Here is a 23719-nt window from a genome sequence, read left to right as displayed (position 1 = left end):
GCGTCAGTCTGCAGTGGTCTGGGCCGGACGGCGTCCCGCAGCCTTGCGAAGATGCGCAAGCACAGTCTGGCGGGCCCTGATCGGGGTCAGGTTGTGATCGGTCCCGTCCAGGAAGGTCACGCTCAGTCCGGGATAGCGGGCCGCATCGCGGCCGTCCGGTCCAAGCGCCGGGGCAAGGAAGGCAAGCCCCGGGTCGCCCTCGCTGTAGATCAGGTCGAGGCGCAGTCCACGCCGCGCCAGGCCGGCGAGCTCCGACTGGACCTGGCGCCGCAGCCGCGACGACAGCGTCAGCCCGAGGGCATAGGGAGCCGTGGCCCGCTCCAGCTTGGTCCATGCCCGGCTGACAAGGAAGCCGAGCAGGGCCGCCACCGGCACCTCTCCCTTGATGAGCCGCAGCAGCCTCTCCCGGTCGAACAGCTTGCGGGCATAGGCGACCGTGTTGTCATGGTCGAAGCGCAGCAGGTTGCCGATCTTCTCGCGCGGATCCCAGAGGAACCGCTGCAGGTTGACGCAGACCGCCGCTTCGATGCGCGGATCGGCGATGGCCCCGCGCAGGGCGAGATAGGCCCCGCTGCAGGCGCCCGTGGCAATGACGCGGGCATGGCCGCGCGCCGCCAGCAGGTCAAGCGCGTCGGCCAGGTCCTCCAGCTGGCGCGGGTGATAATGCTCCGGAACCTGGGCGCCGGGGACGGCCGAACTGTCGCCGATGTCGGCAAGATCCAGCCGCAGCGAGGTAATGCCCTCCCGGGCGAGCGCGCGCGCACTCTCCCGCATCGACAGCGCCCACCCGGCGCGCGGCGTGCCGCCCGCTGTCAGGAACAGCACCGCAGGATCTTTCGCCGTTTCGGCGCCCGAGCCCGGAAGGGTCGGAAGGCACAGGGTGCCGACGAGATTGCCGCGCCGGCCAAGGACAAGGACTTCTTCCTCGTACCCCTCTCCGCCAATCCTGCCGCTGGCGCTCACCTGTGCCAGAGACGCGGACGGCGCCCGAGACGGTGCGGGCGCGGCGGGCAGGGGCTCGGGCGCGTGATGGCGCAGCAGCCAGTCGCGCACGACCGCAAAGTCGGCCAGCGGCGGCTCGGCGAGGGTCGGGTCGGTGATCAGGTCGTCATAGCCCGAGAAGCCGTGCGAGGCGGCATTCGGATTGCCGGCCAGCAGGGCGGCGGCAAACTCCTCCTCGCCGCTGCGGCCGGGGCGCGGCAGGATGAGCACAGGGAAGCCGTCGGGAATGGCAGCCTCGCCGAAGCTGCTGCCGCGGATGTCGGCGACAAGGCCCGGGCCCATGCTCAGTCCGGCAACGGTCACGCTGCCCGCCTGCCCGGCCTCGACAGGCACGCGCGTGCGCTCGGCAATCATGGCGGACCGGATCTGGGCCTCGCGCAGCGCCAGCCGTCCGGAAATCATCGGCGCCATCAGGACAAGCGCGGCAACATCGCTGCGGTTGCGCACCGCACGCCGGACGGCCAGCAGGCTGCCCAGACCCATGCCGGCCAGCACGATCCGTCGGCAGCCGCCCTCTTCCTTCAGGGTGGCGAGGGCGGCATCCGTTGCCAGGTCCAGATCCGCAATGCCGACCAGCGCCTCCGGTGCGCGGGTCGAGCCGCCCATGCCCGGCAGATCGGCGCGCAGCACCGGATAGCCTGCATCGGCCAGCAGCTCGGCGAGCATGCGGAAGCTGCGCCGGGCGCAAAGGCCCTCATATCCCCAGTCCTCGATCAGCAGCACGCCGGTCTGCCCGGGGTCTCCGAGCAGCAGGCCGGGCTCCTGCCCGATGAGGACCGGCCGTTGTCGCCGGCTGACGTTACTGAGGGCGTCCATTGGGTGCATCCGGACGGTTTGGACCGCGCAGCGGCCAGAAGGTGAGCGGGTCGAGCGACGGACACTCGGCGATGACTGGTTGTCCGTCACGGATCAGCGGTTCAAGAACTTTCATCTGCGGCCGGTCCCGGCCAGCCTCGTCCGGCTGGATCGACAGCGGGTAGTCCCCCCACCAGTCACCGGCGGCCCAGTAGGTCCAGCCGATCCAGGTGTCCGGATTGCGGTTCACGAACACGGCCATGTCGCGGATCGCGTCCAGGCAGTCGGGCGACGCGGTGCCGCCGAACTCGCTGAGGATGGCCCTGTTGCCGGTGGCCTTCAGCCAGTCCGTGACCCGGGCCAGCGCCTCGAGGGCGGTGTCCTTCGCCGGGCAGGTGCGGTTGGTGCCGGAGAAGTCCGCGTCCGGATACTGGTGGATGTCGATGGCATAATTGTTCAGCGGGTCGATGATGCCACGCATCACCTCGGCGTTGCTGCCCCCGTTCTGCTCGGCAAACCAGTGATAGGCGCTGGTCCAGATCGTGCCGGGAACGAGGATCAGGTTGTCGGCGCCGGTCCGGCGGATGGCGGCGATCCCCGCGTTGGCCGACGGCAGCCAGAAGGCAGCGTCCATGTAGTCCGGCTCGTTCTGCAGCAGGAAGATGATGTCGCTGTCACCGGCATAAAGCTTGGCAAGCCGCGTCCAGAAATCCTCGAAGGCCGAGGTCGGCACCTCGGGCGAGCCGATCTGCTTGCCGGAGTGGCGCGCGTTGGTATGGGGCGACAGGATCACCTTGAAGCCCATGCGCTTGGCTGCGGCGATGCTGTCCACCAGCGGCGTCAGCTCGGCGAGATCGAAGGGCTTGTAGAGCACCGGCTGCAGGCGCTCCCACTTGAAGGGGAAGCGGACCACGTTCATGCCCTTGCCCGCGAGGTAGCGCAGCGTCTTTTCGGTCGGATAGAAATGCGTATGGCCAAGGCGGCCGATGGTGTCTCCGAACTCGGCGCCGGCGACATTCGCGCCGCGCAGGCACGTCAGGGCCTGTGCTTGCCCGGCGGTCAGCAGCAGCGCCGACAGGCTCGCAGCCGCAGCCAGGCCGCGCCCCGCCGCGCGCAGGCGTGCCCGCGTCCTCGTGCCATGATCCTGTGCCTCATCCATCGGATCGCTCCCCTGCCGCTTCCGGTCCCCCACGGCCGCGCCAGTGCCGGATGGCCGCGATCACGGTCGTCGCCATGTTGTCGACCCCGACATGCGCCAGCGTCCAGTTCCGGCAGAGGAGCAGGATGACGAAGCTGTGCACAAGCCCGACGACCGCGATGCCGATCATGCCGAAATAGACACCGAACAGGATCAGCGCCGCGATGTAGACCACGAAGATGAGGCTGCGCATCCAGAGGAAATAGCGTTCACCGCCGCCGATCATCATCAGGTTGGTGCCGGGCCCGAAGAAGGCGTGGGCGACAGGCGACAGGCACAGCACCACCAGGACCGCGTAATGGTCGGCAAAGGAGGGCTCGAACAGCGACAGGGCGAGCTTGCCGATGGCGATCATGAAGCAGAAGGCCAGCAGTGTTCCGGCAAAGCTGCCGGCCGACAGCACCGAGATCAGATGCTGCGCGCCGGGAATGTCGCGGGCCTGCAGCCTGGCCGACACCATCGGGATGCCGATCGTGTCGATGATCGACACCGGCAACATGAGCAGTGCCGCAAGCCGGAACGCCACGAAGTAGAAAGCGGCCGCCTCGAGGCTGAGGAAGATGCCGATCAGGATCGTCTCGAGATAGAGTGCTGCGGACACGAAAAAGGCATTGGCGGTGAAGAACAGGCTCTCGCGCGACCAGATCGACCGTGTCTCCGCGTCCATGTCCACGCGGCGGCTGCGCAGGAAAACGCGACCCTCGATGCCGACCATCCGGATCGCCTGGTAGCCGACGACAAGCGCAAGCAGCACTGTCGTCACCTCCATCGCCCTTGCGCCGGTCGTCATGAAGCCGGTGTAGGCAGCGACCGGGAAGGCGGCGAGGGTTAGGATGCGCCAGATGTTCTCGCGCGGTGTCAGCGCCAGTCCGATGTTGCCGCGCACCCGGAAATAGTACTGGAAATACTCGCTCAGGGCGAAGACGCAGGAGAACACGAAGGCGATCGGCAGCGCGTCATAATGGTGCGGAAAGTCGACCGCAAAGATCTGGATCGCCCCGGCCACCAGCAGCGCAACGGCAATTCCGCTGGCGATCCAGCGGAAGTTCATGGCCAGCAGGGTCCGGTTGGCCTCTTCCTCTGCCGTGTCGGGAGACGTGCGGAAATGCTTCATCAGCAGCACGTTCTGGCCGAGCACGAGCACAAGCCCGACCGAAGAGCCGACCGAGAACAGGAAGTTGTAGAGGCCGTATTCCTCGATGGAGAGCGTGCGGCTGGCCATCAGCAGCACGGCGAAGCTCAGCAGCGGAGATGCAATCCGGCTGAAGAAGGACCAGACGAATTCCTTCAGATCGACCTTCGCCAGTAACTGCCGGGCCAGTGTCATGCAGGATGAACCTCTGTCTTGCGCTGCAGCCGTCGTTCGCTGCGGGCACGGACCGTTTCCAGGAAGGAAGAGAATTCGCGGCCCAATGTGTCAGGAAGATAGCCATGCGCCGCCGCAAGCGCCCCCGCGGAGAGGCGCTCGTAGGTCGCCGGCGCCAGCGCCATGCGCAGGATTGCCTCCCGGATGGCTCCGGCATCGCCAGGTGGCACGTGATAGCCGTTCACGCCATCCGTGATGTTCTCTGCCACGCCGCCGATGCTTGTCGATATCACCGGAACTGCATGCGCGAAAGCCTCGATCGAGGCCCGGCCGAAGGCCTCGCGGCCGATGGACGGATAGACAAGCACGTCGATCTCGCGGAGGTAGTCGTCCGCCTTGACCCAGCCGTAGAAGCGGGTGCTCGCCGCGGGAAAGCGACGGCGGACTTCCTCGCCGAAATTGTCCCGCTCCGCGCCTTCGCCGGCGATATGAAACTCGACATCGGGCATGTCTGCCATCATCTGCGCCGCATCGGCCAGATGGGCAATGCCCTTGAAATGACTGTGCAGCCCGAGAAAGCCGACCCGGAAGGGCCGGCCCGCCGGGAAACGGCGACCGGCCTCGGCATGGAGGCGCGGCAGCACCGCCGGAATGCGCTTCATGACCGCATTGGGGAAATAGCCTTCCGCCATGTGGCGGTTCAGTACGTCCTGGCTTTCGCCAATCACCCCATCGACGTAGCGCGTGAAGAATTTCTTTCCAAGCGAGGTCGTGCGGCAAGAGCTGCACTGGCGGCTGCAGTTTTCCGAGTCGCGCTGCATCACCGAGTTCCAGCACATCAGGAACGAGTTGAATGACGTGTGCGCGACCGGCAGGCCGGCGAGCTTTGCCGCAGCCCAGCTGGCGACATTGATGTTCTCGATGCTCACGGTGAGCAGCAGGTCCGGCCGGACGGTCCTGATCTGCCGGCGCATGGCCGAAAAGGCGAAGGGGTTGCCGTTCTCCAGAAGGTGCCAGATCGGCTTCTTCCAGTTGGGGCGGCGCTTCAGGTAGTCCCAGTAGATGTTCGGGCTCTTGATCCGGTGAACCCGCAGCCCCTGGACGTCCTCGACGCCTGCAACATCGCCCACATTGACGACGGTGATGTCGGCCCCCTGGGACTGCAGCATCCTGGCGAGCATCAGCGACGAGGTCTGCGCGCCGCCGGGGAGGTTTGGCGGAAAAGCGGCACAGGCCATCAGGATACGCATTGGACACTCCCACCCATCGTTGTTTCGGTTCTTGATAGGAGTGCTTTCCTTGAAGAACGGTAAGTTCCCGAGTGATGGACACAAATTGAACCAAATGCGACCAAGCCTTGGTTACAGAAGAATGAGGCTCCGACGATGAGGTCCGTGCTTCGTTAATCTTACCGCCAAATTAAGGTGCACCCGGTCTGCAGCGGGAAGCAATCCTTAAAAGCACCCACCGAGAATGCGGCCCACACACAGGAAATTGATCACCATGGCGCGCGCCGGCCGCCATGCCCCGGGAGCCCCAGATGCTGACCATCGTCCCCAAGCCGTCCGGATCCGCCGGTCTGAAGGAGATGGTGCGCGCCGGGCTCTCGGTGGCCGCGACCGCCTCCGGCGTCTCGCGCCTTCTGGCGCGGCGTTATGCCGGCCGGGGCGTCATCCTGATGTTCCACGAATTCACCCGTTCGCCGCGCGCCCTTCTGGGGCAGGGCTGCCACATCGACGACTTCGATGCGATCCTCACGGCGCTGCGGGCGGCGGGGCGCGACTTCGTCTCGCTCGACGAGGCGCTGGAGCGCTGCGCCGATCCCGCTGCCGCGCCCTTCGCGGTCCTGACCTTCGACGACGGCTACCGGAGCAACATTGAGCTGGCGCTGCCGGTGATGGAGCGACATGGCGCGCCTGCCACGATCTTCGTGCCCACCGGCATGGTCACCCGTGACATCAATGCCTGGTGGCTCGGTCTCCGGCAGCTCGCCCTCGACCTGGCGCAGATCGACATGGAGCCGATGGGCGAGCGTCTCGTGACCGGCACCTGGGCGGAAAAGAAGGCGGCGCTCGACCGGATGACGGCCTGGGTCTGGGCGGATTTCGCGCGGGCATCGCTCTTGCCCGAAATCTTCCGGGGGCACGGCATCGCACTGGCCGATGTCGTCGACCTTCATGTCCTCGATGCAGCCGGGATCGTGGCGGCCGACCGGCACCCGCTCCTGCGCATCGAGGCCCATACGACCACGCACCGGGCGCTGCGGCTGCTGGACGAGGACGCCCTGCGCGCCGACATCGGGGCCAACAAGATCTTCCTGGAGGAGCTGCTCCAGCGCCCGGTCCGCTGGTTTGCCTACCCGTACGGCCGTCCCTCCATCGGCGGCACGCGGGAGGCGGAGGTCGTGCGCAGTCTCGGCTTCCGCGGCGCCGTCACCACCGATCCCGGCGGGCTGTTTCCAGCCCATCACACCCAGTCCTTCCTGCTGCCGCGCCAGAACGGGGAAGTCCGGCTTGCCCCCGTGGCCCATGCCCGTGCCGGCGCGGATGGCCTGTTCCGCGCCCTTGCCAGCCGCGGCGGCACCCCCTGCCTTCTGCCCGGAGACTTCTGATGATGCATGAGCGCATCCTTCCCGTCGCACCGGCCGCCGATGACGGCGCCACGGCCCCTTTCGCCGACCGGTCCATCGTGCATGTCGTGCGCCAGTTCTACCCGATGATCGGCGGACTGGAGGATTTTGTCCGCAACCTGGTCGGTCGTCAGGTCGGCCGCTTCGGCAGTGTCCGCGTGGTCACGCTCGACCGGCTGTTCATCGAGCCCGACCGGCAGCTGCCGGCCCGTGACCTGATCGACGGGGTCGAGGTCTGGCGCATCCCCTTCCGCGGATCGCCGCGCTATCCGATCGCCCCCTCTGTCCTGGGCTGTCTTGGCGGTGCCGACATCATCCATGTGCATGCGGTCGACTTCTTCTTCGATGTGCTCGCCGCGACCTCGCTCACGCGGCGCACGCCGATGGTCGCGACCACCCATGGCGGGTTCTTCCACACCGCCAAGTTCCGCCGTCTCAAGTCGGCCTGGTTCAACACGGTCACCCGCGCCACCGCCAGCCGCTACCGCGGCATCGCCTGCTGCAGCGAGAGCGATCTGGCCACCTTCCGCCAGATCGCGCCCTCCCGTGTCCGGCTGATCGAGAACGCGGCCGATCTGGACAAGTTCGGCGATGCGGCTGCCCGCCGGCCGGCCCGCAGCCTCATCACCATCGGCCGCTTCTCGCGCAACAAGCGGCTCGATCATCTGCTCGACATGATGCAGGTGCTGACGGCGAGCGATCCGGCCTGGCATCTCCACATCGCCGGCTCCGCCTCCGACTGGAGCGAGGCCGACATCCGCGCGATGATTGCCGCGCGCGACCTCCACTCCGCCGTGACCTTGCATGTGGGGCCGTCGAATGCCGACATCCGGGCGGTCATGGGCGCCTGCAGCCTGTTCGTCAGCGCGTCCGAGTACGAGGGCTTCGGCATTGCGCTTATCGAGGCGCTGAGCGCCGGGCTCCTGCCAGTCGTCGAACCGAATGCCGCCTTCCGCTCGCTGTCGCGCAAGCACGACATGGTCCGGCTGGCCGGTTTTGCCGACCCGGCCGGCGCGGCAGCGGCCGTCGAGGCCGCGCATTCGGCGCTTTCGGAGCGTCCCGAGGCCTTGCGCCAGGCGGCAATCACCTCCGCCCGCCAGCATGGCTGGGAGACGACGGCCCGGCTTTACGAGGATCTGTACCGCGACGCGCTCGGCTGAGGCAGCGCGCCGACCCGGGCGGTCACCCGCCGCCGGCCCGGGTCTCGCCCGGCCAGGCGCTGCCAGGTGCCGGCTGCCGCCAGTCGCGCCGGCCCCCCGACCGGCGGGGAGCTCCTTGGCGTCGCGCTCCGGGCGGCCGGATCGTGGCCCCGTCGCCAGGCATCGACCGCGCCGGCACAGAGCCAGAGAAGTCCGCCCGTCTTGATGGTCGACAGCGAGTAGGACACGATCATCAGCAGGCAAATGTAGACCACCAGCAGGACCTTGAACTTCCAGGCCTCGTCCGTGTTGATCGGGGCATAGACATAGAGCGCCCAGAGAGCGAGCAGTCCGATCGCCCCGGTCTGGAACAGGGCAAAGGCATAGCCGCTGTCCGACAGGTAGGTGGTGTTGGTCGAGATGCCGAGGATGCCGCGCCAGTCGAGTTTCATCAGCAGCTGGCCGGAAAACAGCCACCGCCCCGTCAGCGTGTCATCCCAGCCGATGCGGTTGGCGGCGGTGGCATAGATCATCAGCGCCACCACGATGGCCACCGGCGCCAGCAGCATCAGCACGCGCGGCGCGGCGCGGTAGAACGGCGCCACCGCGAAGAACAGCAGCGACACGAACATGCCGAAGCGGGCATCGCACAGGATGATCAGCGTGAAGGCAATGGCCAGCAGCAGCCAGCGACGGGCCATGTCGCGGCGGAACACGCCCCACAGGACCAGGAAGGCGCCGAAATTGCCCATCGAAACCGGCTCGAGGAAGACCGACGAGACCCGGTGATTGCCGAGAAAACCGAAGAAATTGCGTCCGCCATACCGCACGCCGCTGTGAAACAGGGCGTTGTCCTCGCCGAGGAAGTTGGTGTCCGCCGTGATCGTGCCGCGCGCAACGTAATAGTCGAAGATGTTCACGTTCGCGGTGTAGAGCTCCAGGAAGAGGAACTCGAACAGCCCCACCACCAGCACGGCAATGGCCGACCAGAGCACGATCAGGTCGACCTGCCGGATGTCCTGGATCTGCCGGCCGACGAAGTAGAAGATGATCGGCACCAGGGCGTCGCGGATCGACTTGAGGTCCATCTCCGCGCGGATCGCCATCAGCATCAGCATGTAGGTGATGTAGAGGGTGATGACCACGTAGAGGCTGGCGCGCCGCGTCATCGCCAGCCCCAGCGCCAGTCCCGTCAGCGCAAGCTCGCACAGCACCACGTGGTTCTGGGAAATGCCCATGACCCGGGTGTTGAGGAAGGCGAGCCCGAGGTTGAAGAACAGCGTTCCGGCAATCACCAGCCAGACAAGCGCCATCCACTCCGGGCGCCGCTCGTCCAGCGGTTTCAGGCGGGGCGACAGCAGCAGTCGGTCAAGCGGCCTCGAGAACGACATTGCCGATCACCCGTTCCTGCCAGGGCTGCAGATAGGCCAGCGTGCGGTCCAGATCGGTCATGCGCGTGCTGCCGATCTGGCTGACCAGAATGATCGCGTCGCAGTTCTTCAAGAGCACCGGCAGGATCGGGTTGCTCTCGGTCGAGCCGCAGTCGATGACGAGGAAATCGCGTGCATCCCCGTCGAAGTCGGCCGGACCGGCGTATTTGCGGGCATCGTTGACCCGCTCGACGCTGACATATTTCGACAGGGCCTGGCCGCGACCGGGACCGAGCTCGCGACCTCTGCTGCCCCGTCGTCCGCCCTGGCGGCCGCGATCGTCGAGCTGACGCATGTCGGTCTCGCGGCTGGCTCCGGGCAGCGCGCGGGCCAGCAGGACCTCTTCGTTCATGTCGTAGAGCGACGTGGCGATCCCGCGGGTCACCGGCAGGGTCTCGATGCGGTCGGTGGTCTTCAGCACCAGCACGTTTGCCGGAAGATCCTCGCCGAGCGCATAGCGCAGCGCATAGGCGACCCGGGTCAGTCCGAGTTCCGCCTCTTCCGGCAGCCGCTCCGGCCGGGACGCCTCTCCGCGACCGAACAGGCCCTTGCGGGTCGAGGGCTGCGCCAGAGCCGGCAGGTTGGTCAGCACGGGAGCCCCGGTCCATTCGACCAGCTCGCGCTCCGAGTTCAGGCGGCCGCTGACGATTTCAAGCCCGACGGCACCGCCGGCTGCCAGCGCGAAGCCGAAGATGCCGGCGGCGGCAATCAGGATCAGGGCAGACGGCCCGCCCGGCGACAGGGGCGGCTGGGCTGCCGAGAGGATGCGCGAGTTCGTGGCCTCCACGTCCTGCTGTTCGGACAGTTCCTGCGCCCGCTTGAGGAACAGCTGGTAGACGCCGCGCTTGGTTTCCGCATCACTTTCCAGCTGCCGCAGCTCGATCTGCGCCTTGTTCTGGTCGGAGTTGGCGACCTTCAGCTGGGCGATGCGGTTCTCGAGGCCGGAGAGATTGGCCTGGGCCCGCTCGAAGTCGGTGCGGATGTTGCGCTGGATGCGCGACAGCTCGTCCGAAATCAGGCGGCGCGTGTTCTGCATCTGCGCTGCCAGTTCCCGCATCTGCGGGTGGTTGGCCCCGAGCGTGGTGGAGGCGCGGGCCTCCCGTTCGGCGAGCGTTGCATACTGGACGCGCAGGGAACTGAGCACGGTGTTGTTCACATCGACGGGAATCCCACCGGCTTCCACGTCGGAGGCACTCAGCCCGCGCACCAGATCGAAGGTGTTCTTCGCCTTCTCGAGATCGACACGGGCCTGGGTCAGCTGCGTGTTCAGGTCCTGCAGCTGCTGGTCCTCGACCAGGCCGCGCTGGGTGGTGGCGATGAGGCCGTTGTCGGCGCGGTAACGCTCGACAGCCGCCTCGGCGCGTTCCACCTGCTCGCGCAGCTGCTGCGCCTGCGCCTGCAGCGACTGGCTGGTGCGCTGGAACCCTTCCGAGCGGGACTTTCGGGTCTCCGCCAGATAGGCCTCTGCCGTGGCATTGGCGATTTCGGCCGCCCGGATCCGGTTGGGATGCGTGGCCACGATCTGGAACACGAAGGTCTTCTCGATGCGGCCGACCTGAAGCTTCTTGCGCAGGGCCTCGATCACCGAGGCACGCTGCTCCTCGTTCGGCTTGGCCGGAAAGAGGAAGGGCAACAGCCGCTGGCGCAGGCCCGGGCCGGTGAAGGCCGGATCGTTCTCGAGGTCGAGCTTCTCGACGACGTCATTGAGCACCGGGTTCGACATGACCACCAGCGCCTGGCTGTCGATGTCGAGGCTTTCCAGCGGCGAGGCGCCCTCGCGGCCGGAGAAGTCGCGACCGAGGATCTGCAGGCTCGGCGGCTCGACAAGCAGCTCGGCGGTTGCGCTGTACTGCGGCGAACGCACCAGAACGAAAGCCACCGCCAAGGCCATGAACAGCGCAGGGACAAGGATCAGCCACCGGAGTCTGCGGGCCAGAATTGCTGGAATGTCAGAGACTTCGACCATTGTCCGTGACCGCTCGTGCAAGAGCCCCGCTTCGCTTTCAGGACTACCGGAATGTCATGACGGACCGCAGGCGACGCTGCGTCCGATTGCCGGTGAGAATGGGGAAACATGATTAACAAGTGGCAAATGAACGTCTGCCACGCTTCCGATCTGGAAATTGTCACACTGCAAATGTAGACAATGGAATTAATCGTTAAACGAAAGTTAACGTGACAGATAAAATGCCACCAAATAAAGTGACAGAAAGATAATGGTAAATCTCCTGGATTTGTGGGTTTAAGCACTTATTCAGCCATCATGGGCATGATGTCATTCGAGATAAAAAATAAAAATCGGTGCGAGGCGCGTAATGCTCATGTCTACTTTGCAGCTTGGAACGCCTGTGGGATCTGGGATGACCCGGATCGGGCCGCTTGGTATCCATAAGCTCACGCGCCCGCAGGCTGTGGACATGATCCGCAGCGCCATGTTGCTTCGACTGAAGATGGATATCGGCATCTGCAACGCCAACACGGTGCTGCAGGCGATGGACAGTCCGGCCTACGCGCGCACCTTGTCGCGCATGACGCTGTTCAATGACGGCATCGGCGTCGATATTGCCAACCGGGCCCTGACCGGCGCCCCGTTTCCGGCCAACCTGAACGGCACCGATCTGGTTCCCTTCATCCTGCACACGATCGGACTGCCGCTGCGCATCTATCTCCTCGGGGCAAAGCCGGAGCCGGTGGCCCGGGCGGCGGAGCACATCGAGGACAATTATCCCGGCCATCACGTTGCCGGCTTCCGCGACGGCTATTTCGGTCCGGACGAGCTCGACGACGTGATCGCCGACATCAACGCGGCCAAGGCTGACCTCCTGCTGGTCGGCATGGGCAACCCGCGGCAGGAACAGTTCATCGTCGACAACCGGGCCCGTCTCAACCCGACGGTCTGCATCGGCGTCGGAGCCCTGTTCGATTTCATGTCGGGCGAGGTGGTGCGCGCGCCGCAGGTGCTGCAGGCGGCCGGTCTGGAATGGCTGTTCCGGCTGATGCAGGAGCCGCGCCGTCTCGGCAAGCGCTACACGATCGGCATCTACCGCTTCCTCGCCGCCGTCTACCGCCTGCGCCAGGAAACGCGCCGGGCTGCCGCGCTCGAGGCCGAGCGCACGCGGCCGCCGATGCTGTGACGCCGGCCTGACCCCTCCCGGAGCCCGGCCGGACGGCGCATCTGGCCCGGACGGGGCAGGCCGACCTGTCATCTTTTTTCCTTCGGGCCGCTTGTCCTGGCCGCGCACCTGTCGCTTTGGCGGAGGGCCGATGCCGCATCCAGACTTGGCCAGCCGCGCGCGCGCGGCTAAAACATCAGGATGAGCACTGCCCTGACCGGATTCTCCCTGCCAGACAGCCTGCCGGTCCTTGAACCGGGATGGGTCTGGCTGGCCGGTGCCGGCCCGGGCGATCCGGGACTGATGACCCTGCATGCCCTCAACGGCCTGCGCCAGGCGGACGTGGTCGTCTACGACGCGCTGGTGGACACGAGCATCCTGTCCTTCGTCCGCCCTGGGGCCCTGCTGGACTATGCCGGCAAGCGTGGGGGCAAGCCCAGTCCGAAGCAGCGCGACATCACGCTGAAGCTGATCGACTATGCGCGGGCCGGCCGGCGCGTGTTCCGGCTCAAGGGCGGCGATCCCTTCGTGTTCGGACGGGGCGGGGAAGAAGCGCTGGCGCTGGCCGGGGCCGGCATCCCCTTCCGTGTCATTCCGGGCGTGACGGCCGGCATCGGCGGTCTCGCCTATGCGGGCATCCCCGCCACCCACCGGGACGTGAACCAGGCCGTCACGTTCCTGACCGGGCATGACCAGACCGGACTGGCTCCGGACGCGATCAACTGGAAGGGCATTGCCGAAGGCTCGCCGGTCATCATCATGTACATGGCGATGAAGCATCTTTCCCAGATTGCCGGCGAACTGATGGCCTGTGGACGATCCGGGCATGAACCTGTGGCCATCGTGTGCAATGCGTCCCTGTCGGCCCAGACCGTGCTGGAGACGACGCTGGCCACCTGCGCTGCCGATGCCGAGGCAGCCGGTCTGGCGCCGCCGGCCATCGTCTGCGTCGGCGAGGTGGTGCGCCTGCGCGCCGGGCTGGACTGGCTTGGGGCCATGTCCGGCCGCGTGCTCACCGGCGATCCCCTTGGCCATGGCGATCCGCTGCGCAGCCTGGGCGCGGCCGAATGACCGGTTCCCTGCCGCCGGCCCTGCTGCTGGCCGCACCCACATCCGGATCCGGCAAGACCACGCTCACCCTGTCGCTGCTGGCCGCCCTGCGTGCCACGGGCCTCGTCGTGCGGGCGGCGAAATGCGGTCCCGACTACATCGACCCCCGGTTCCACGAGGCGGCGAGCGGCGCGCCGTCGGTCAATCTCGATCCCTTCGCCATGACCCCGGAAACCCTTCGTCAGGTGGCTGCCGCACAGGCCTCCGGGGCGGACCTCCTGCTGATCGAGGCGGCGATGGGCCTCTTCGACGGGGCTGCCGACGGCAAGAGCAGCGCTGCCGACGTGGCCGCCGCGCTGGGCGTTCCGGTGATCCTCGTCGTCGACTGCGGCCGCCAGGCCCAGTCGGTTGCCGCGCTGGTGCGCGGGTTCCGCGACCACCGTGCCGACGTCCGGGTGGCCGGCGTCATCCTCAATCGCATCGGCAGCGCCCGGCATGCGGATCTGCTGACCTCGGCACTGGCACCGCTCGGCATGCCCGTGCTCGGCCTGATGCCGCGCAAGGCCGCGCTGGCCCTGCCAGAGCGCCATCTCGGGCTCGTTCAGGCCGAAGAAACCGCCGACCTCGCCGGGTTTCTGGCGGGCGCGGCAGAAGCGGCCCGAACGGCCGTTGACCTTGCAGCCCTCGTCGCCCTGGCCGGGCCGCTTGCCGGTGCGGCGGCGCAGCCGGCGCCGGTGCTGCTGCCGCCGCCGGGGCAGCGCGTGGCCATCGCGCGCGATGTCGCCTTTTCCTTCGCCTATCCGCATCTGCTTGCCGGCTGGCAGGCGGCTGGCGCCGAGATCCTGCCCTTCTCGCCGCTTGCCGACGAGGGGCCCGATCCGGCTGCCGACGCGGTCTATCTGCCCGGCGGGTATCCGGAGCTGCATGCCGGGCGCCTTGCGACCAACGCCGGCTTCCGCTCCGGGATGAAGCGGGCCGTGGCTGCAGGCCGGCCTGTCTTCGGCGAATGCGGCGGCTACATGGTTCTGGGCGAGGTGCTGGTCGATGCGGAGGGGGCGTCGCATGCGATGCTGGGGCTGCTGCCATTGCGCACCAGCTTTGCCGCCCGGCGCCTCCATCTCGGCTACCGCCGCCTGACCGCCAGGGCAGACCTGCCTTTTGCCGGCCTGCACCGGGGAACGGAGCTTGCCGCGCACGAGTTCCACTACGCCACGATCCAGCATGAGGGCGCGGCCGACCGGCTGTTTGCCGCCTGTGATCCGGCTGGCGCGCCACTGCCGGACATGGGGCTGGTGCGCGGCCGCGTGATGGGCTCCTTCGCCCACCTCATCAGCGCCTGATCCGCGACCGGGAACGCCCGGGTCCGGCCGCTCGCCCCATCGGGACGGGTGTCAGGGCCGCTCGTTCCCGCCGCAGACCGCAACCGCGACCGTTGCCTGTGCGCTCTGGCGCCGGGACAGCCGCAGCAGGCTTCCCGGGCCGGCGGCCGCCAGCGCCGCTGCCTCGCAGACGCTGCCGCTGCCGGTCAGGGCCCGCACCCGGTCCGACCCGGAGCGGATGCGGTCTGCCTGCGCCTGCAGGTCGTCGGGACTGAGGCCTGTCACTGCCCAGCCGCGCGCGGCTGCCAGGGCCTGCAGCGCGGGGTGCCCGGTCCGCCGGTCAAGCGTCGCCAGACCGGCAACGGCCAGCGGGCCGGCCTCCGTGAGCGCGGCGGCGACGAGCGTGGCGAGTTCCTCCGCGCTGCAGCGGCTGCTCAGCCCGATGCCGACGAACGCCTTCGGTTCCCTCACGTCTCAGCCCTCGTCCTTGCGATCCTCGCGCAGCGAGGGAAGGCGCTTTGCCCGGATCGCATAGTCGCCGGGCTTCGGGGCGGCGCTGTCCGTGACCGGCTGCCTGACCACGTCGGCATGGATCTTCTTGCCGCGCGCCTTGCGCGGGGCTTCGCCGGAGGGGCTGCCGCCATGCGACAGGAACCCGCGCGAGCGCAAGCCCTTGGCGGCCGGTGGACGGTCCGTCGCCTCTGGCGGCGAGACCGGAGCCCGCGCCGGACGGGAACGCAGCGGCGGGGACGGGCGCTCCGGGGCCGGGCGCTCCGGGGCCGTGGCAGGCAGCTCCTGCGGACCGGCGGCGGGTGAGGACGCGCGCGGCGGCCGCTGGCCAAGCGAGCCCGGGGTCACGGGCACCCGACGTGTCATCCTGTCTCAACTCCGAACGGTGTGTTTCAAGCCCCCAACCTCTTCGGCGGGATGCAGTGGCGAGCCGAGACTAGAGAGCCGGGGACGGTCCTGCAACCGCCCCGCTCTCCCGCATTGCCGCAGCCGGCAGCTTCCGCTAGGGAACAGGCATGAGGGACGGGGTGTTGCGCAGTCTTTGCGCCAGGACAGGCAAAGCGGCTGGACCGCGCGGCAGTGCCGCGTGGCTGACGATGCTTGCCGTCCTGCTGTGGTCGCTCATCCCGACAGGCTTCATGCCCGCGGTCAGCACAGACGGTGGCTTCACCATCGTCATCTGCAGCCCGGACAGTCCGGACGGGGTCCGCACCATCCAGGTGGATGCGGACGGCCGGGAACTGCCGGCGTCCGCACCGGATACAGACCCTGGTTCCGGTGACGGGCACCGCAGCGGCGACCACGGCAATCCCTGCATCTTTGCCGCCGTGCTGGCTCTCGGACTTCCGGCCTCCGGCGTGCTGCCCGCGCCGGCGCCGGACCTTGTGGCACAGGCAGCTAGCCCTGTTTCCGACAGCGGGCCACCCTCGCTCTTCCTGCGCCCCGTCGGGGCCCGGGCTCCCCCGGTCGTCGTCTGATCCCAACCCCACCACATCCGTGATCCGACTGCCCTGCGTCGCCGTGCCCGCACGCGCGCCCGCATGGTCATCCGAGGTTCAGACATGACTGACATGACTTCCGAAACCGCCGCCGGCACCGGGCGCGCGGGCACCGACCATACCGCAAGCTTCTACCGCGCCGCCTGGCGCTGGCACTTCTACGCCGGCCTCTACGTGGCTCCGTTCCTGATCATGCTGGCCGTGACCGGCCTGATCATGATGTGGACGGCCGTCATCGAGGGACGCGACGGTGAGTACCGCTACGCGGTGACACCGGCCGCCAGCGTTGCGCCGGTGTCGGCGCAGGTTGCCGCCGCAAGCGCGGCCAACGGTGGCGCGCCGGTTCGCCACTACATCGCCCCGCGCAACGCCGACGGCACCGCGCTCGTCCGCGTCGACGGGGCCGAGGGCCCGACCGTTGTCGCCGTCAACCCGTACACGGCCGAGGTCATCGAGAGCTGGCCCCGGCGCGCCGGCCTCTATGATCTGGCCTCCGACATCCACGGCACGCTGCTGATCGGCGACCTCGGCGACCGTCTGATCGAGATTGCGGCCAGCCTTGCCTTCGTCCTCATCGTCACCGGCCTCTACATGTGGTGGCCGCGCGAGGAGGGGGCTGGTCGCGTGCTGCTGCCGGATCTCCGTGCCTCCGGGCGCAAGCTGATGAAGTCGCTGCACGTGTCGGTCGGCTTCTACAGCGCCCTGCTGCTTGTGGCCTTCCTGCTGTCCGGCCTCGCCTGGGCCGGCATCTGGGGCGACCGCTACGTGCAGGCCTGGAGCACCTTCCCGGCCGAGAAGTGGGACAACGTGCCCCTGTCCGACGCCACCCACGCCTCGATGAACCACGGCGGGCAGGACGTCGCCTGGGGCATGCAGAAGACCCCGATGCCGGAATCCGGCTCCGCTGCGGGTGTCACCGGCGTTCCGGCCGGGACGCCGGTCACGGCCGACAGCATTGCCGCGCTGGCCCGCGCCATCGGCATGGAGGGCCGCTTCCAGATGGCGTTCCCGAAGGGGGAGACCGGCGTCTGGACCCTGTCCCAGGACAGCATGAGCAACGACACCGGCAACCCGGCCGATGACCGCACGGTCCACATCGACCAGTACACCGGCAAGATCATCGCCGTTGCCGCCTATGCCGACTACTCGATCCCGGCCAAGGCCATGGCGATCGGCATTGCGCTGCACGAGGGCGACATGGGCTGGTGGAACATCACGCTCAACACGGTGTTCTGCCTCTCCATCGTGTTCCTGTCGGTCTCCGGCCTCGTCATGTGGTGGCAGCGCCGGCCGAAGGGCGCTGCCCTGCGCCTGCTGCCGCCGCAGGTGCCCGTCGACATGCCGCACTGGCGCTCGGCAATGCTGGTCATGCTGCTGGTCGCCTTCGCCTTCCCGCTGGCGGGTCTGACCATGATTGCCGTCCTGGCGCTCGACCTGCTCGTCATCTCGCGCCTGCCGGCCCTGCGCCGCGCCCTGCGCTGAGCCTGGCCCTGCCGGCGCGTCGTGACCGGGCGGCGCGCCGGCAGGGAACCGCCTGCGCAGTCTCCACCCGCACGGACGGGTCCGCCGCGCCCGCGACGGGGTGATGCCAGGCGGCAGAATCCGCTAGACTGTCACCGAAAAACGGGTCGGGAGGACAGAATGGCCACCGTGACACTCATTGGCGATGCCGACGCGTCGCCCCGCGTGGCAGCCGTCTTTGCGGACATCCGCGCCACGCGCAAGTCTGATTTCGTCAACAACTTCTGGCGCGCCCTGGCCGTCGATCCCGACGGGCTCGAGCGCACCTGGGCCGAGGTCAAGGCGGTGATGGTCGCCCCCGGCAGCCTCGATCCGCTGACGCGCGAGCTGATCTACATTGCAGTCTCGATTGCCAACGGCTGCTCCTACTGCGTCCACTCGCACACGGCTGCGGCCCGCGCCAAGGGCATGACCGGCGCGCAGCATGGCGAGCTGCTCGCCATTGTCGGGCTGGCCGGAAAGACCAACCATCTGGCGACGGCACTGCAGGTCCCGGTCGATCCGGCCTTCGACGCGGCTGCCCCGGGCTGATGCCTCGCCGCAGCCTGGACGCCCGGATGGTCCGGACTGCTGTCCACGCGTGCGGGGGCAACTGAAAAAATTTACAAGGACCGGATGCCCCGGTCGCAATCCGCGGCTATGGTCAGCACAGATCGCGCCTGCAGCGCGTGCAGTGAGAAGGAAGCAGCCGATGGGTCGTCATATGGTCTTGACCGCAATCGCAAAGGACCGCCCGGGCCTCGTGGATGCGCTTGCGGATGTGATCGCGGCAGCCGGGGGGAACTGGCTCGAAAGCTCCATGGCCCGTCTTGGCGGTGAATTTGCCGGCATCGTCAGCTTCGAGGTGCCGGAAGACCGGGCGGCCACGCTGGAAAGCGCGCTCGCCGCGCTCTCGGGCGAAGGGATTGCCGTGACGCTGCGCACCGGCGCGCCGGAGGCCGAGGACAAGGGCCGCAAGATCCGGCTGGATCTCGTCTGCCAGGATCAGCCGGGCATCCTGCGCGCGGTCACCCGCGTCATTGCCGCCGAAGGCATCAGCATCGAGACGCTGGAAACGCTGGTCGGACCCGGCTCCATGTCGGGCGAGATGCTGTTCCGTGCCTCGGCCGACCTGCGGTTGCCCGCCGGGGCCAGCGTCACGCGTCTGCACGAGGCCATCCAGTCGATCGCTGCCGACCTGATGGCCGACATCGACATGAACGAGGAAGACGACTGAGCCGCTGCGGCAGTCGCGCACGCGCCCCCGGCGGATGCGCCCGCCCGCCCGGGCTGGCCTCGCCTCTGCCGGGATCTCAGATCGCGATGCTCGGCAGGCGCCCGCCGCCGATCTGGATCTCGCGCGTGTCCGGGTCGAAGGCGAAATGGGACGCGTTGTTGACGAGCAGGGCGATGTGGCCGAAGGCGGCAGCGTCGCTGAAGGCGATCCGGTGCTTCTCCCGCGTCCGCGCCAACGCGAACTCGATCACGTAGGAGTTCGCCTCGACGTTGATGTAAAATCCAAATCCCAGGATCGGCTCTGCCGCCATTGCACCCTCGCTTCCTGTGAGGTGTGTTAAACCTGTGCGTGCAGAAGGCTTAATGTTCGCCCGGGTTGTTTTCAAGTCAAATGTCGGCCGTGGGCAAGGCCCCGGGGGCAGGTGTGGGCAGGCGTGGGTCGGGCCCCGGTCGGACCCCGGTCGGGTCCGGTTTGGGGCCAGTTCGGGGCCAGGTCGGGTCTGGGCCTACTCCGCCACGGTCCAGCTGCGCGCATCCTCGCGGGCCCCGATCAGCGCCAGACCCTTGGCCACGGAGGAGAGTTCCTCGCCGCCGCTGAGACGCTCGGGGCCGAACCGCCTTGCAAAGAGCTGCCGGATCGCCGGGACGAAGGACGTGCCGCCGGTGAGGAACACCTGGTCGACCTCGCCGGCCTGAAGGCCAGCCTGATCGAGCGTGCGGGTCAGGGCCTCGTCGATGCGCTGGAGATCATGCTCGATCCAGGTCTCGAAGTCTGCCCGCGTCACGGTGGCCACGAAGTCCTTGCCGATCGGCGCGAAGCGGATCTCGGTTTCCTCGGCGAAGGACAGCCGCGCCTTTGCTTCCGACACCGCCTTGTAGAGCGGGTAGCCCTGGTCGGTCTCGACCAGCTCGATGAACAGCTCGATCTTGTCCTCGTCGATGCAGTAGGGGAGCATCTTCTTCAGGTCGCGGTAGTCGGCGGAGGCCTTGAACACCGACAGGAGGTGCCAGTGGGCGAAGTTGGAGAAGAGGTTCGGCGGCACCTCCAGCGTCTTGCCCATGCTGCGGTACTGGCTGCCCTTGCCGAGATGCGGCAGGATCACCTTGTCGACGATGCGGTAGTCGAGCGTGTTGCCGGCGATGCCGAGACCGCCGTGACCGAGCGGCTCCGCCTGCAGGCGTCCGCCATCGCGGGAAAAGCGCATCAGCGAGAAGTCGGTGGTGCCACCGCCGAAGTCGGCGACCAGCACCGTTGCCGAGCCCTCCAGCCGCTGCGCGAAGGCGAAGGCAGCGGCCACCGGCTCGTAGACGAACATGACGTCCGAGAAGCCGAAGCGCGACAGGGCGTTGCGGTAGCGCTGCATGGCCAGCGCCTCGTCCGGCGCGCCGCCGGCGAAGGTCACCGGGCGGCCGATCACCAGCCGCGCCCCGCCGGCATCCAGAGGCGCATCGCGGTGGCTGCCCGCCCGTCGCAGGAACACCTCCATCAGCGCCTCGAAGTCGAACTGGCGACCGAAGATGCCGGTGCCGCGGAACAGCCGGCTGGCGACGAAGGTCTTCAGCGACTGCAGGAACCGGCACTCGCCGGTGTGGTCGAGGAACTGGCGGATCGCCCAGGGTCCCACGTCGGCGCGCGCGTCGGCCTGCTCGGTGCGCCCGGGCTCGAGAAAGCACAGCACCGAGGGCAGGCTGTCCACTTCCTCCGCACCCTTGCCGAAGGTCAGGGTTGTTGCCTGGCCTGAGGCATCCACGCCGGTCAGGACGGTGTTGGACGTGCCGAAGTCAAGGCCGAGAGCCGGACGCATGGGGAACCTCTTCGCGGAAACAGCGGGCGGATGTCGGCATGGCCGGACGGGACAGTCTGCAGCACCGGTGCGCAGGCCCGGGTCATCGGGCCGATCTGCAGGGGTGTGCGCAATAACCGATAAGCCCTGCCGGCGCAATCCCCGCCGCCGCCAGAGACAAGCGTCAGCCTCGTGCAAGCTTGGCCCGGTAGTCCTGTAGGCCGAACGACACCGTTGCGGAGACTTGCCGTGGAACCGGTCTACCTTACCCGTCTGGCATCCCAGCACAACGACTGGCTCGCCGTGCGTCAGGCGACAATCGCGCAGAACGTGGCCAACTCCGACACGCCGGGCTATGCCGCGCGTGACATCGAGCCCTTCGCCTCCGTGTTCAACGAGACCCGCCTTTCGATGATTGCGACCCACGGCAGCCACATGGGCAGCGCTGCGGAGACGCCGGAGGCGGCCGAGGTGGAGAAGGCGGACACCTGGCAGGTTTCCCATTCCGGCAACAGCGTCAGCCTCGAGCAGGAGCTGATGAAGGCGGGCGAGGTCGCCCGCGAGCACGCGCTCACCACCACGCTCGTGAAGTCCTTCCACCGCATGTATCTGGCCAGCCTGAAAGGCTAAGCGATGATGATCGACCCGTTGACCGCCACCCTGAAGATCTCCTCCTCCGGCCTGCAGGCCCAGTCCGAGCGCCTCCGCGTCGTGTCGGAAAACCTGGCCAATGCCCAGTCGACCGGCAAGACCAAGGGGGCTGATCCCTACCGTCGCAAGACCATCACCTTCGAGAGCGAGCTGGACCGCGCCTATTCGGCCGATCTGGTCAAGGTGAAGGACATCGGCACCGACAAGGGGGACTTCACGGTCGAATATGACCCGGGCCATCCGGCCGCCGACGACAACGGTTACGTGAAGCTGCCCAACGTCAACATGCTGGTCGAGATGGCCGACATGCGCGAGACCAACCGCTCCTACGAAGCCAACCTGAAGATGATGACGCAGGCCCGTTCCATGGTCATGCGCACCATCGACCTGCTGAGGACCTGACCATGATCGACCAGATCTCTTCCCTGAACTCGGTGTCGTCGGACGGCATCCTCTCCGGCGTCTCGCAGACCCGCTACGTCGGCGGTCCGGCTCCGGTCGGCGGGGCCGAAGCCACGCCCGGTGTCAGCTTCTCCGAGACGATGGCCCAGGTGTCGCTGGATGTCGTCGACCGCATCAAGGACGGCGAGGCCGCCGCCATTTCCGGCATCAGCGGCAAGGCCTCTGCGCAGCAGGTCGTGGAGGCGGTCATGGCCGCCGAGGCGTCGCTGCAGACCGCCATCGCCATCCGCGACAAGGTGGTCTCCGCCTACCAGGAAATCAGCCGCATGACGATCTGAAGCCACCGGCTTCCGGTCCCCGGACACGGAGAATGACATGAAAGCCCTTGCCATCGCGGCCACCGGCATGAGCGCTCAGCAGCTCAACGTCGAGGTGATCGCCAACAACATCGCCAACATGAACACCACCGCCTACAAGCGCGCGCGGGCGGAGTTCACGGATCTTCTGTACCAGGCCGAACGCCTGCAGGGCGTGCCGAACCGGGGCGGCGAGGATCCGGTGCCGGAAGGCGCACAGCTCGGGCTCGGCGTCCGTTCGGCGGCCATCCGCAAGCTGCACATGCAGGGCACCCTGACCAACACCAACAACAAGCTCGACGTCGCCATCGACGGCCGTGGCTGGTTCCAGGTCACTGGCCCCGAAGGCGAGACCCTCTACACCCGTGCCGGCGCCTTCAACAAGAACGCCGAGGGTCGCCTGGTCACGCTGGACGGCTACACGGTCGAGCCCGCGATCCTGTTCCCGCCGGAGACCACCGAGATCATCATCAATGAATCCGGTCAGGTCTTTGCCCAGATCGACGGCGAGGTGAACCCGCGCGAACTCGGCCAGCTGACCCTGACCAATTTCGCCAATGATGCCGGCCTCGAGCCGATCGGCGGCAACCTCTTCCGCGAGACGGCCGCCTCCGGTGTGGGCATCGGTGGCGTGGCCGGCGAGCCCGGCTTCGGGATCATCCGCCAGGGCTACACCGAAGCCTCCAACGTCGATCCGGTGAAGGAAATCACCGAGCTGATCTCCGCCCAGCGGGGCTACGAGATGAACTCCAAGGTGATCCAGGCGGCCGACGACATGGCGGCGGTCGTGACCAAGGGCATCCGCTGACCGCGGAGCTGACAGGGAGGCGCGCCATGTTCGTGCGACTGTTCATCGTCATGCTGGTCGCCGGCCTCGCCGCCAGCGCCGCGCTGACCGGGGCCCGGGCCGGCAACATCGACCTGCCCGTGCCGCGCGCCACCATCCATCCCGGCGACCTGATCACCGAGGACATGGTGATCATCCGCCGCTTCCCGGACCAGACCACCCGCCGCTTCCAGGTCGTCGTCAGCCGCAGCGAGCTGGTCGGAAAGATCGCCCGGCGCACGCTGCAGCCGGGTCATCCGGTGCCGGCGACCGCGATTGCCCCCGACATCGTCATCAAGCGCGGCGAGCCTGCGCGGCTGGTGTTCCAGGAGGGCTCGCTCTTCATCATCGCCCAGGCCGAGGCCCTGCAGAACGGCACCGTCGGGTCCTTCGTCCGGGTGCGCAACATCGACAGCGGTCTGATTGTCACCGGCAAGGTCCAGCCGGACGGCTCCGTCCTGATAGGAAACTGAAC

The 23719-nt window shown here is 67.7% G+C and carries 24 protein-coding genes; 14 read left to right on the top strand and 10 right to left on the bottom strand.

The window, feature by feature from the left end:
* Positions 1-3: 3 nt before the first annotated feature.
* From GWI72_RS14055 to GWI72_RS14040, 4 genes are read right to left on the bottom strand one after another with little or no spacing between them, the layout of a single operon-like run.
* Positions 4-1818, bottom strand: coding sequence for an alpha/beta hydrolase (locus GWI72_RS14055; protein WP_161708981.1), 1815 nt, complete (start codon positions 1816-1818; stop codon positions 4-6).
* The gene (locus GWI72_RS14050; RefSeq protein WP_161708980.1) at positions 1802-2956 is read right to left on the bottom strand and encodes a glycoside hydrolase family 5 protein; all 1155 of its coding nucleotides are present in this window, start codon (positions 2954-2956) and stop codon (positions 1802-1804) included. Before GWI72_RS14050 ends, GWI72_RS14055 begins: the two co-directional genes overlap by 17 nt.
* Positions 2949-4322, bottom strand: coding sequence for a lipopolysaccharide biosynthesis protein (locus GWI72_RS14045; protein WP_161708979.1), 1374 nt, complete (start codon positions 4320-4322; stop codon positions 2949-2951). Before GWI72_RS14045 ends, GWI72_RS14050 begins: the two co-directional genes overlap by 8 nt.
* A complete protein-coding gene (locus tag GWI72_RS14040) occupies positions 4319-5551 on the bottom strand; it encodes a glycosyltransferase (protein ID WP_161708978.1) in 1233 nt (410 codons plus the stop codon). The genes GWI72_RS14045 and GWI72_RS14040 overlap by 4 nt, the downstream gene beginning before the upstream one ends.
* A gap of 290 nt (positions 5552-5841) precedes the next feature.
* Here GWI72_RS14040 and GWI72_RS14035 point away from each other — a divergent pair, with 290 nt between their 5' ends.
* Positions 5842-6912 (top strand): polysaccharide deacetylase family protein, encoded by a 1071-nt coding sequence (locus GWI72_RS14035; protein WP_209000115.1) that lies wholly within the window; start codon positions 5842-5844, stop codon positions 6910-6912.
* A 2-nt stretch (positions 6913-6914) separates the two neighbouring features.
* Positions 6915-8090 carry a glycosyltransferase family 4 protein gene (locus GWI72_RS14030; RefSeq protein WP_161677027.1) on the top strand — a complete coding sequence of 392 codons (1176 nt, stop codon included), beginning with the start codon at positions 6915-6917 and terminating at the stop codon, positions 8088-8090.
* On the opposite strand, the gene GWI72_RS14025 is transcribed toward GWI72_RS14030, so the two are convergent.
* Positions 8057-9460 (bottom strand): UDP-phosphate alpha N-acetylglucosaminyltransferase, encoded by a 1404-nt coding sequence (locus GWI72_RS14025; RefSeq protein ID WP_179956078.1) that lies wholly within the window; start codon positions 9458-9460, stop codon positions 8057-8059. The genes GWI72_RS14030 and GWI72_RS14025 overlap by 34 nt on opposite strands.
* On the bottom strand, positions 9438-11465 hold the full coding sequence (locus tag GWI72_RS14020) for a GumC family protein (RefSeq protein ID WP_161708977.1): 2028 nt from the start codon (positions 11463-11465) through the stop codon (positions 9438-9440). The genes GWI72_RS14025 and GWI72_RS14020 overlap by 23 nt, the downstream gene beginning before the upstream one ends.
* A 466-nt stretch (positions 11466-11931) precedes the next feature.
* Between GWI72_RS14020 and GWI72_RS14015 the strand changes: the two genes are divergently transcribed.
* The 3 genes from GWI72_RS14015 (at position 11932) to GWI72_RS14005 (ending at position 15002) form a co-directional block, all read left to right on the top strand.
* The gene (locus GWI72_RS14015) at positions 11932-12633 is read left to right on the top strand and encodes a WecB/TagA/CpsF family glycosyltransferase (RefSeq protein ID WP_208995859.1); all 702 of its coding nucleotides are present in this window, start codon (positions 11932-11934) and stop codon (positions 12631-12633) included.
* Positions 12634-12813: 180 nt separating this feature from the next.
* A complete protein-coding gene (gene cobA, locus GWI72_RS14010) occupies positions 12814-13683 on the top strand; it encodes a uroporphyrinogen-III C-methyltransferase (protein WP_161676831.1) in 870 nt (289 codons plus the stop codon).
* Positions 13680-15002: a cobyrinate a,c-diamide synthase gene (locus tag GWI72_RS14005; RefSeq protein WP_161708976.1), complete on the top strand. Its 1323-nt coding sequence runs from the start codon at positions 13680-13682 to the stop codon at positions 15000-15002. The genes cobA and GWI72_RS14005 overlap by 4 nt, the downstream gene beginning before the upstream one ends.
* 51 nt (positions 15003-15053) lie before the next feature.
* Here the strand turns inward: GWI72_RS14005 and GWI72_RS14000 are convergent, their stop codons facing one another.
* On the bottom strand, positions 15054-15452 hold the full coding sequence (locus GWI72_RS14000; protein WP_161708975.1) for a cobalamin biosynthesis protein: 399 nt from the start codon (positions 15450-15452) through the stop codon (positions 15054-15056).
* 3 nt (positions 15453-15455) lie between these two features.
* Positions 15456-15857, bottom strand: coding sequence for a hypothetical protein (locus GWI72_RS13995; protein ID WP_161708974.1), 402 nt, complete (start codon positions 15855-15857; stop codon positions 15456-15458).
* A gap of 230 nt (positions 15858-16087) precedes the next feature.
* Between GWI72_RS13995 and GWI72_RS13990 the strand changes: the two genes are divergently transcribed.
* From GWI72_RS13990 to GWI72_RS13975, 4 genes are all read left to right on the top strand, one after another.
* Positions 16088-16468: a DUF2946 family protein gene (locus tag GWI72_RS13990; protein WP_161676827.1), complete on the top strand. Its 381-nt coding sequence runs from the start codon at positions 16088-16090 to the stop codon at positions 16466-16468.
* Between the two features lie 84 nt (positions 16469-16552).
* Entirely contained in the window at positions 16553-17971 is a 1419-nt protein-coding gene (locus GWI72_RS13985) for a PepSY domain-containing protein (protein ID WP_161708973.1), read from the top strand.
* A gap of 159 nt (positions 17972-18130) precedes the next feature.
* Complete coding sequence (locus tag GWI72_RS13980) at positions 18131-18541, top strand: carboxymuconolactone decarboxylase family protein (RefSeq protein ID WP_161676825.1); 411 nt, start codon at positions 18131-18133, stop codon at positions 18539-18541.
* 172 nt (positions 18542-18713) lie between these two features.
* A complete protein-coding gene (locus GWI72_RS13975; RefSeq protein ID WP_209000114.1) occupies positions 18714-19226 on the top strand; it encodes a glycine cleavage system protein R in 513 nt (170 codons plus the stop codon).
* A 76-nt stretch (positions 19227-19302) separates the two neighbouring features.
* On the opposite strand, the gene GWI72_RS13970 is transcribed toward GWI72_RS13975, so the two are convergent.
* A complete protein-coding gene (locus GWI72_RS13970) occupies positions 19303-19536 on the bottom strand; it encodes a hypothetical protein (RefSeq protein ID WP_161676823.1) in 234 nt (77 codons plus the stop codon).
* Between the two features lie 195 nt (positions 19537-19731).
* The gene (locus GWI72_RS13965) at positions 19732-21030 is read right to left on the bottom strand and encodes an Hsp70 family protein (RefSeq protein WP_161708971.1); all 1299 of its coding nucleotides are present in this window, start codon (positions 21028-21030) and stop codon (positions 19732-19734) included.
* A gap of 228 nt (positions 21031-21258) precedes the next feature.
* Here GWI72_RS13965 and flgB point away from each other — a divergent pair, with 228 nt between their 5' ends.
* From flgB to flgA, 5 genes are read left to right on the top strand one after another with little or no spacing between them, the layout of a single operon-like run.
* On the top strand, positions 21259-21639 hold the full coding sequence (gene flgB, locus GWI72_RS13960; protein ID WP_161676821.1) for a flagellar basal body rod protein FlgB: 381 nt from the start codon (positions 21259-21261) through the stop codon (positions 21637-21639).
* Between the two features lie 6 nt (positions 21640-21645).
* Positions 21646-22062, top strand: coding sequence for a flagellar basal body rod protein FlgC (flgC, locus tag GWI72_RS13955; protein WP_161676820.1), 417 nt, complete (start codon positions 21646-21648; stop codon positions 22060-22062).
* A gap of 2 nt (positions 22063-22064) precedes the next feature.
* On the top strand, positions 22065-22400 hold the full coding sequence (locus GWI72_RS13950; protein WP_161676819.1) for a flagellar hook-basal body complex protein FliE: 336 nt from the start codon (positions 22065-22067) through the stop codon (positions 22398-22400).
* Between the two features lie 37 nt (positions 22401-22437).
* On the top strand, positions 22438-23226 hold the full coding sequence (gene flgG, locus GWI72_RS13945; protein ID WP_161676818.1) for a flagellar basal-body rod protein FlgG: 789 nt from the start codon (positions 22438-22440) through the stop codon (positions 23224-23226).
* Between the two features lie 26 nt (positions 23227-23252).
* Positions 23253-23717 carry a flagellar basal body P-ring formation chaperone FlgA gene (gene flgA, locus GWI72_RS13940; protein ID WP_161676817.1) on the top strand — a complete coding sequence of 155 codons (465 nt, stop codon included), beginning with the start codon at positions 23253-23255 and terminating at the stop codon, positions 23715-23717.
* The last annotated feature ends 2 nt before the right edge of the window (positions 23718-23719 follow it).

The sequence above is a fragment of the Pannonibacter sp. XCT-53 genome (assembly GCF_009915765.1).
In the GTDB taxonomy this organism is placed as follows: domain Bacteria; phylum Pseudomonadota; class Alphaproteobacteria; order Rhizobiales; family Stappiaceae; genus Pannonibacter; species Pannonibacter tanglangensis.
This window is presented reverse-complemented; position numbering and strand designations above follow the sequence as displayed.

Coding starts and splice junctions, on each gene's coding strand:
- GWI72_RS13975 (WP_209000114.1), top strand. CDS start 18,714: ATGGTCTTGACCGCAATCGCAAAGGACCGCCCGGGCCTCGTGGATGCG.
- GWI72_RS13980 (WP_161676825.1), top strand. CDS start 18,131: ATGGCCACCGTGACACTCATTGGCGATGCCGACGCGTCGCCCCGCGTG.
- GWI72_RS14005 (WP_161708976.1), top strand. CDS start 13,680: ATGACCGGTTCCCTGCCGCCGGCCCTGCTGCTGGCCGCACCCACATCC.
- GWI72_RS14020 (WP_161708977.1), bottom strand. CDS start 11,465: ATGGTCGAAGTCTCTGACATTCCAGCAATTCTGGCCCGCAGACTCCGG.
- GWI72_RS13970 (WP_161676823.1), bottom strand. CDS start 19,536: ATGGCGGCAGAGCCGATCCTGGGATTTGGATTTTACATCAACGTCGAG.
- GWI72_RS14040 (WP_161708978.1), bottom strand. CDS start 5,551: ATGCGTATCCTGATGGCCTGTGCCGCTTTTCCGCCAAACCTCCCCGGC.
- flgC (WP_161676820.1), top strand. CDS start 21,646: ATGATCGACCCGTTGACCGCCACCCTGAAGATCTCCTCCTCCGGCCTG.
- GWI72_RS14035 (WP_209000115.1), top strand. CDS start 5,842: ATGCTGACCATCGTCCCCAAGCCGTCCGGATCCGCCGGTCTGAAGGAG.
- GWI72_RS13965 (WP_161708971.1), bottom strand. CDS start 21,030: ATGCGTCCGGCTCTCGGCCTTGACTTCGGCACGTCCAACACCGTCCTG.
- GWI72_RS14050 (WP_161708980.1), bottom strand. CDS start 2,956: ATGGATGAGGCACAGGATCATGGCACGAGGACGCGGGCACGCCTGCGC.
- GWI72_RS13990 (WP_161676827.1), top strand. CDS start 16,088: ATGCTTGCCGTCCTGCTGTGGTCGCTCATCCCGACAGGCTTCATGCCC.
- GWI72_RS13995 (WP_161708974.1), bottom strand. CDS start 15,857: ATGACACGTCGGGTGCCCGTGACCCCGGGCTCGCTTGGCCAGCGGCCG.
- cobA (WP_161676831.1), top strand. CDS start 12,814: ATGAGCACTGCCCTGACCGGATTCTCCCTGCCAGACAGCCTGCCGGTC.
- GWI72_RS13950 (WP_161676819.1), top strand. CDS start 22,065: ATGATCGACCAGATCTCTTCCCTGAACTCGGTGTCGTCGGACGGCATC.
- GWI72_RS14055 (WP_161708981.1), bottom strand. CDS start 1,818: ATGGACGCCCTCAGTAACGTCAGCCGGCGACAACGGCCGGTCCTCATC.
- GWI72_RS13985 (WP_161708973.1), top strand. CDS start 16,553: ATGACTGACATGACTTCCGAAACCGCCGCCGGCACCGGGCGCGCGGGC.
- flgA (WP_161676817.1), top strand. CDS start 23,253: ATGTTCGTGCGACTGTTCATCGTCATGCTGGTCGCCGGCCTCGCCGCC.
- GWI72_RS14025 (WP_179956078.1), bottom strand. CDS start 9,460: ATGTCGTTCTCGAGGCCGCTTGACCGACTGCTGCTGTCGCCCCGCCTG.
- GWI72_RS14015 (WP_208995859.1), top strand. CDS start 11,932: ATGTTGCTTCGACTGAAGATGGATATCGGCATCTGCAACGCCAACACG.
- GWI72_RS14045 (WP_161708979.1), bottom strand. CDS start 4,322: ATGACACTGGCCCGGCAGTTACTGGCGAAGGTCGATCTGAAGGAATTC.
- flgG (WP_161676818.1), top strand. CDS start 22,438: ATGAAAGCCCTTGCCATCGCGGCCACCGGCATGAGCGCTCAGCAGCTC.
- GWI72_RS14030 (WP_161677027.1), top strand. CDS start 6,915: ATGCATGAGCGCATCCTTCCCGTCGCACCGGCCGCCGATGACGGCGCC.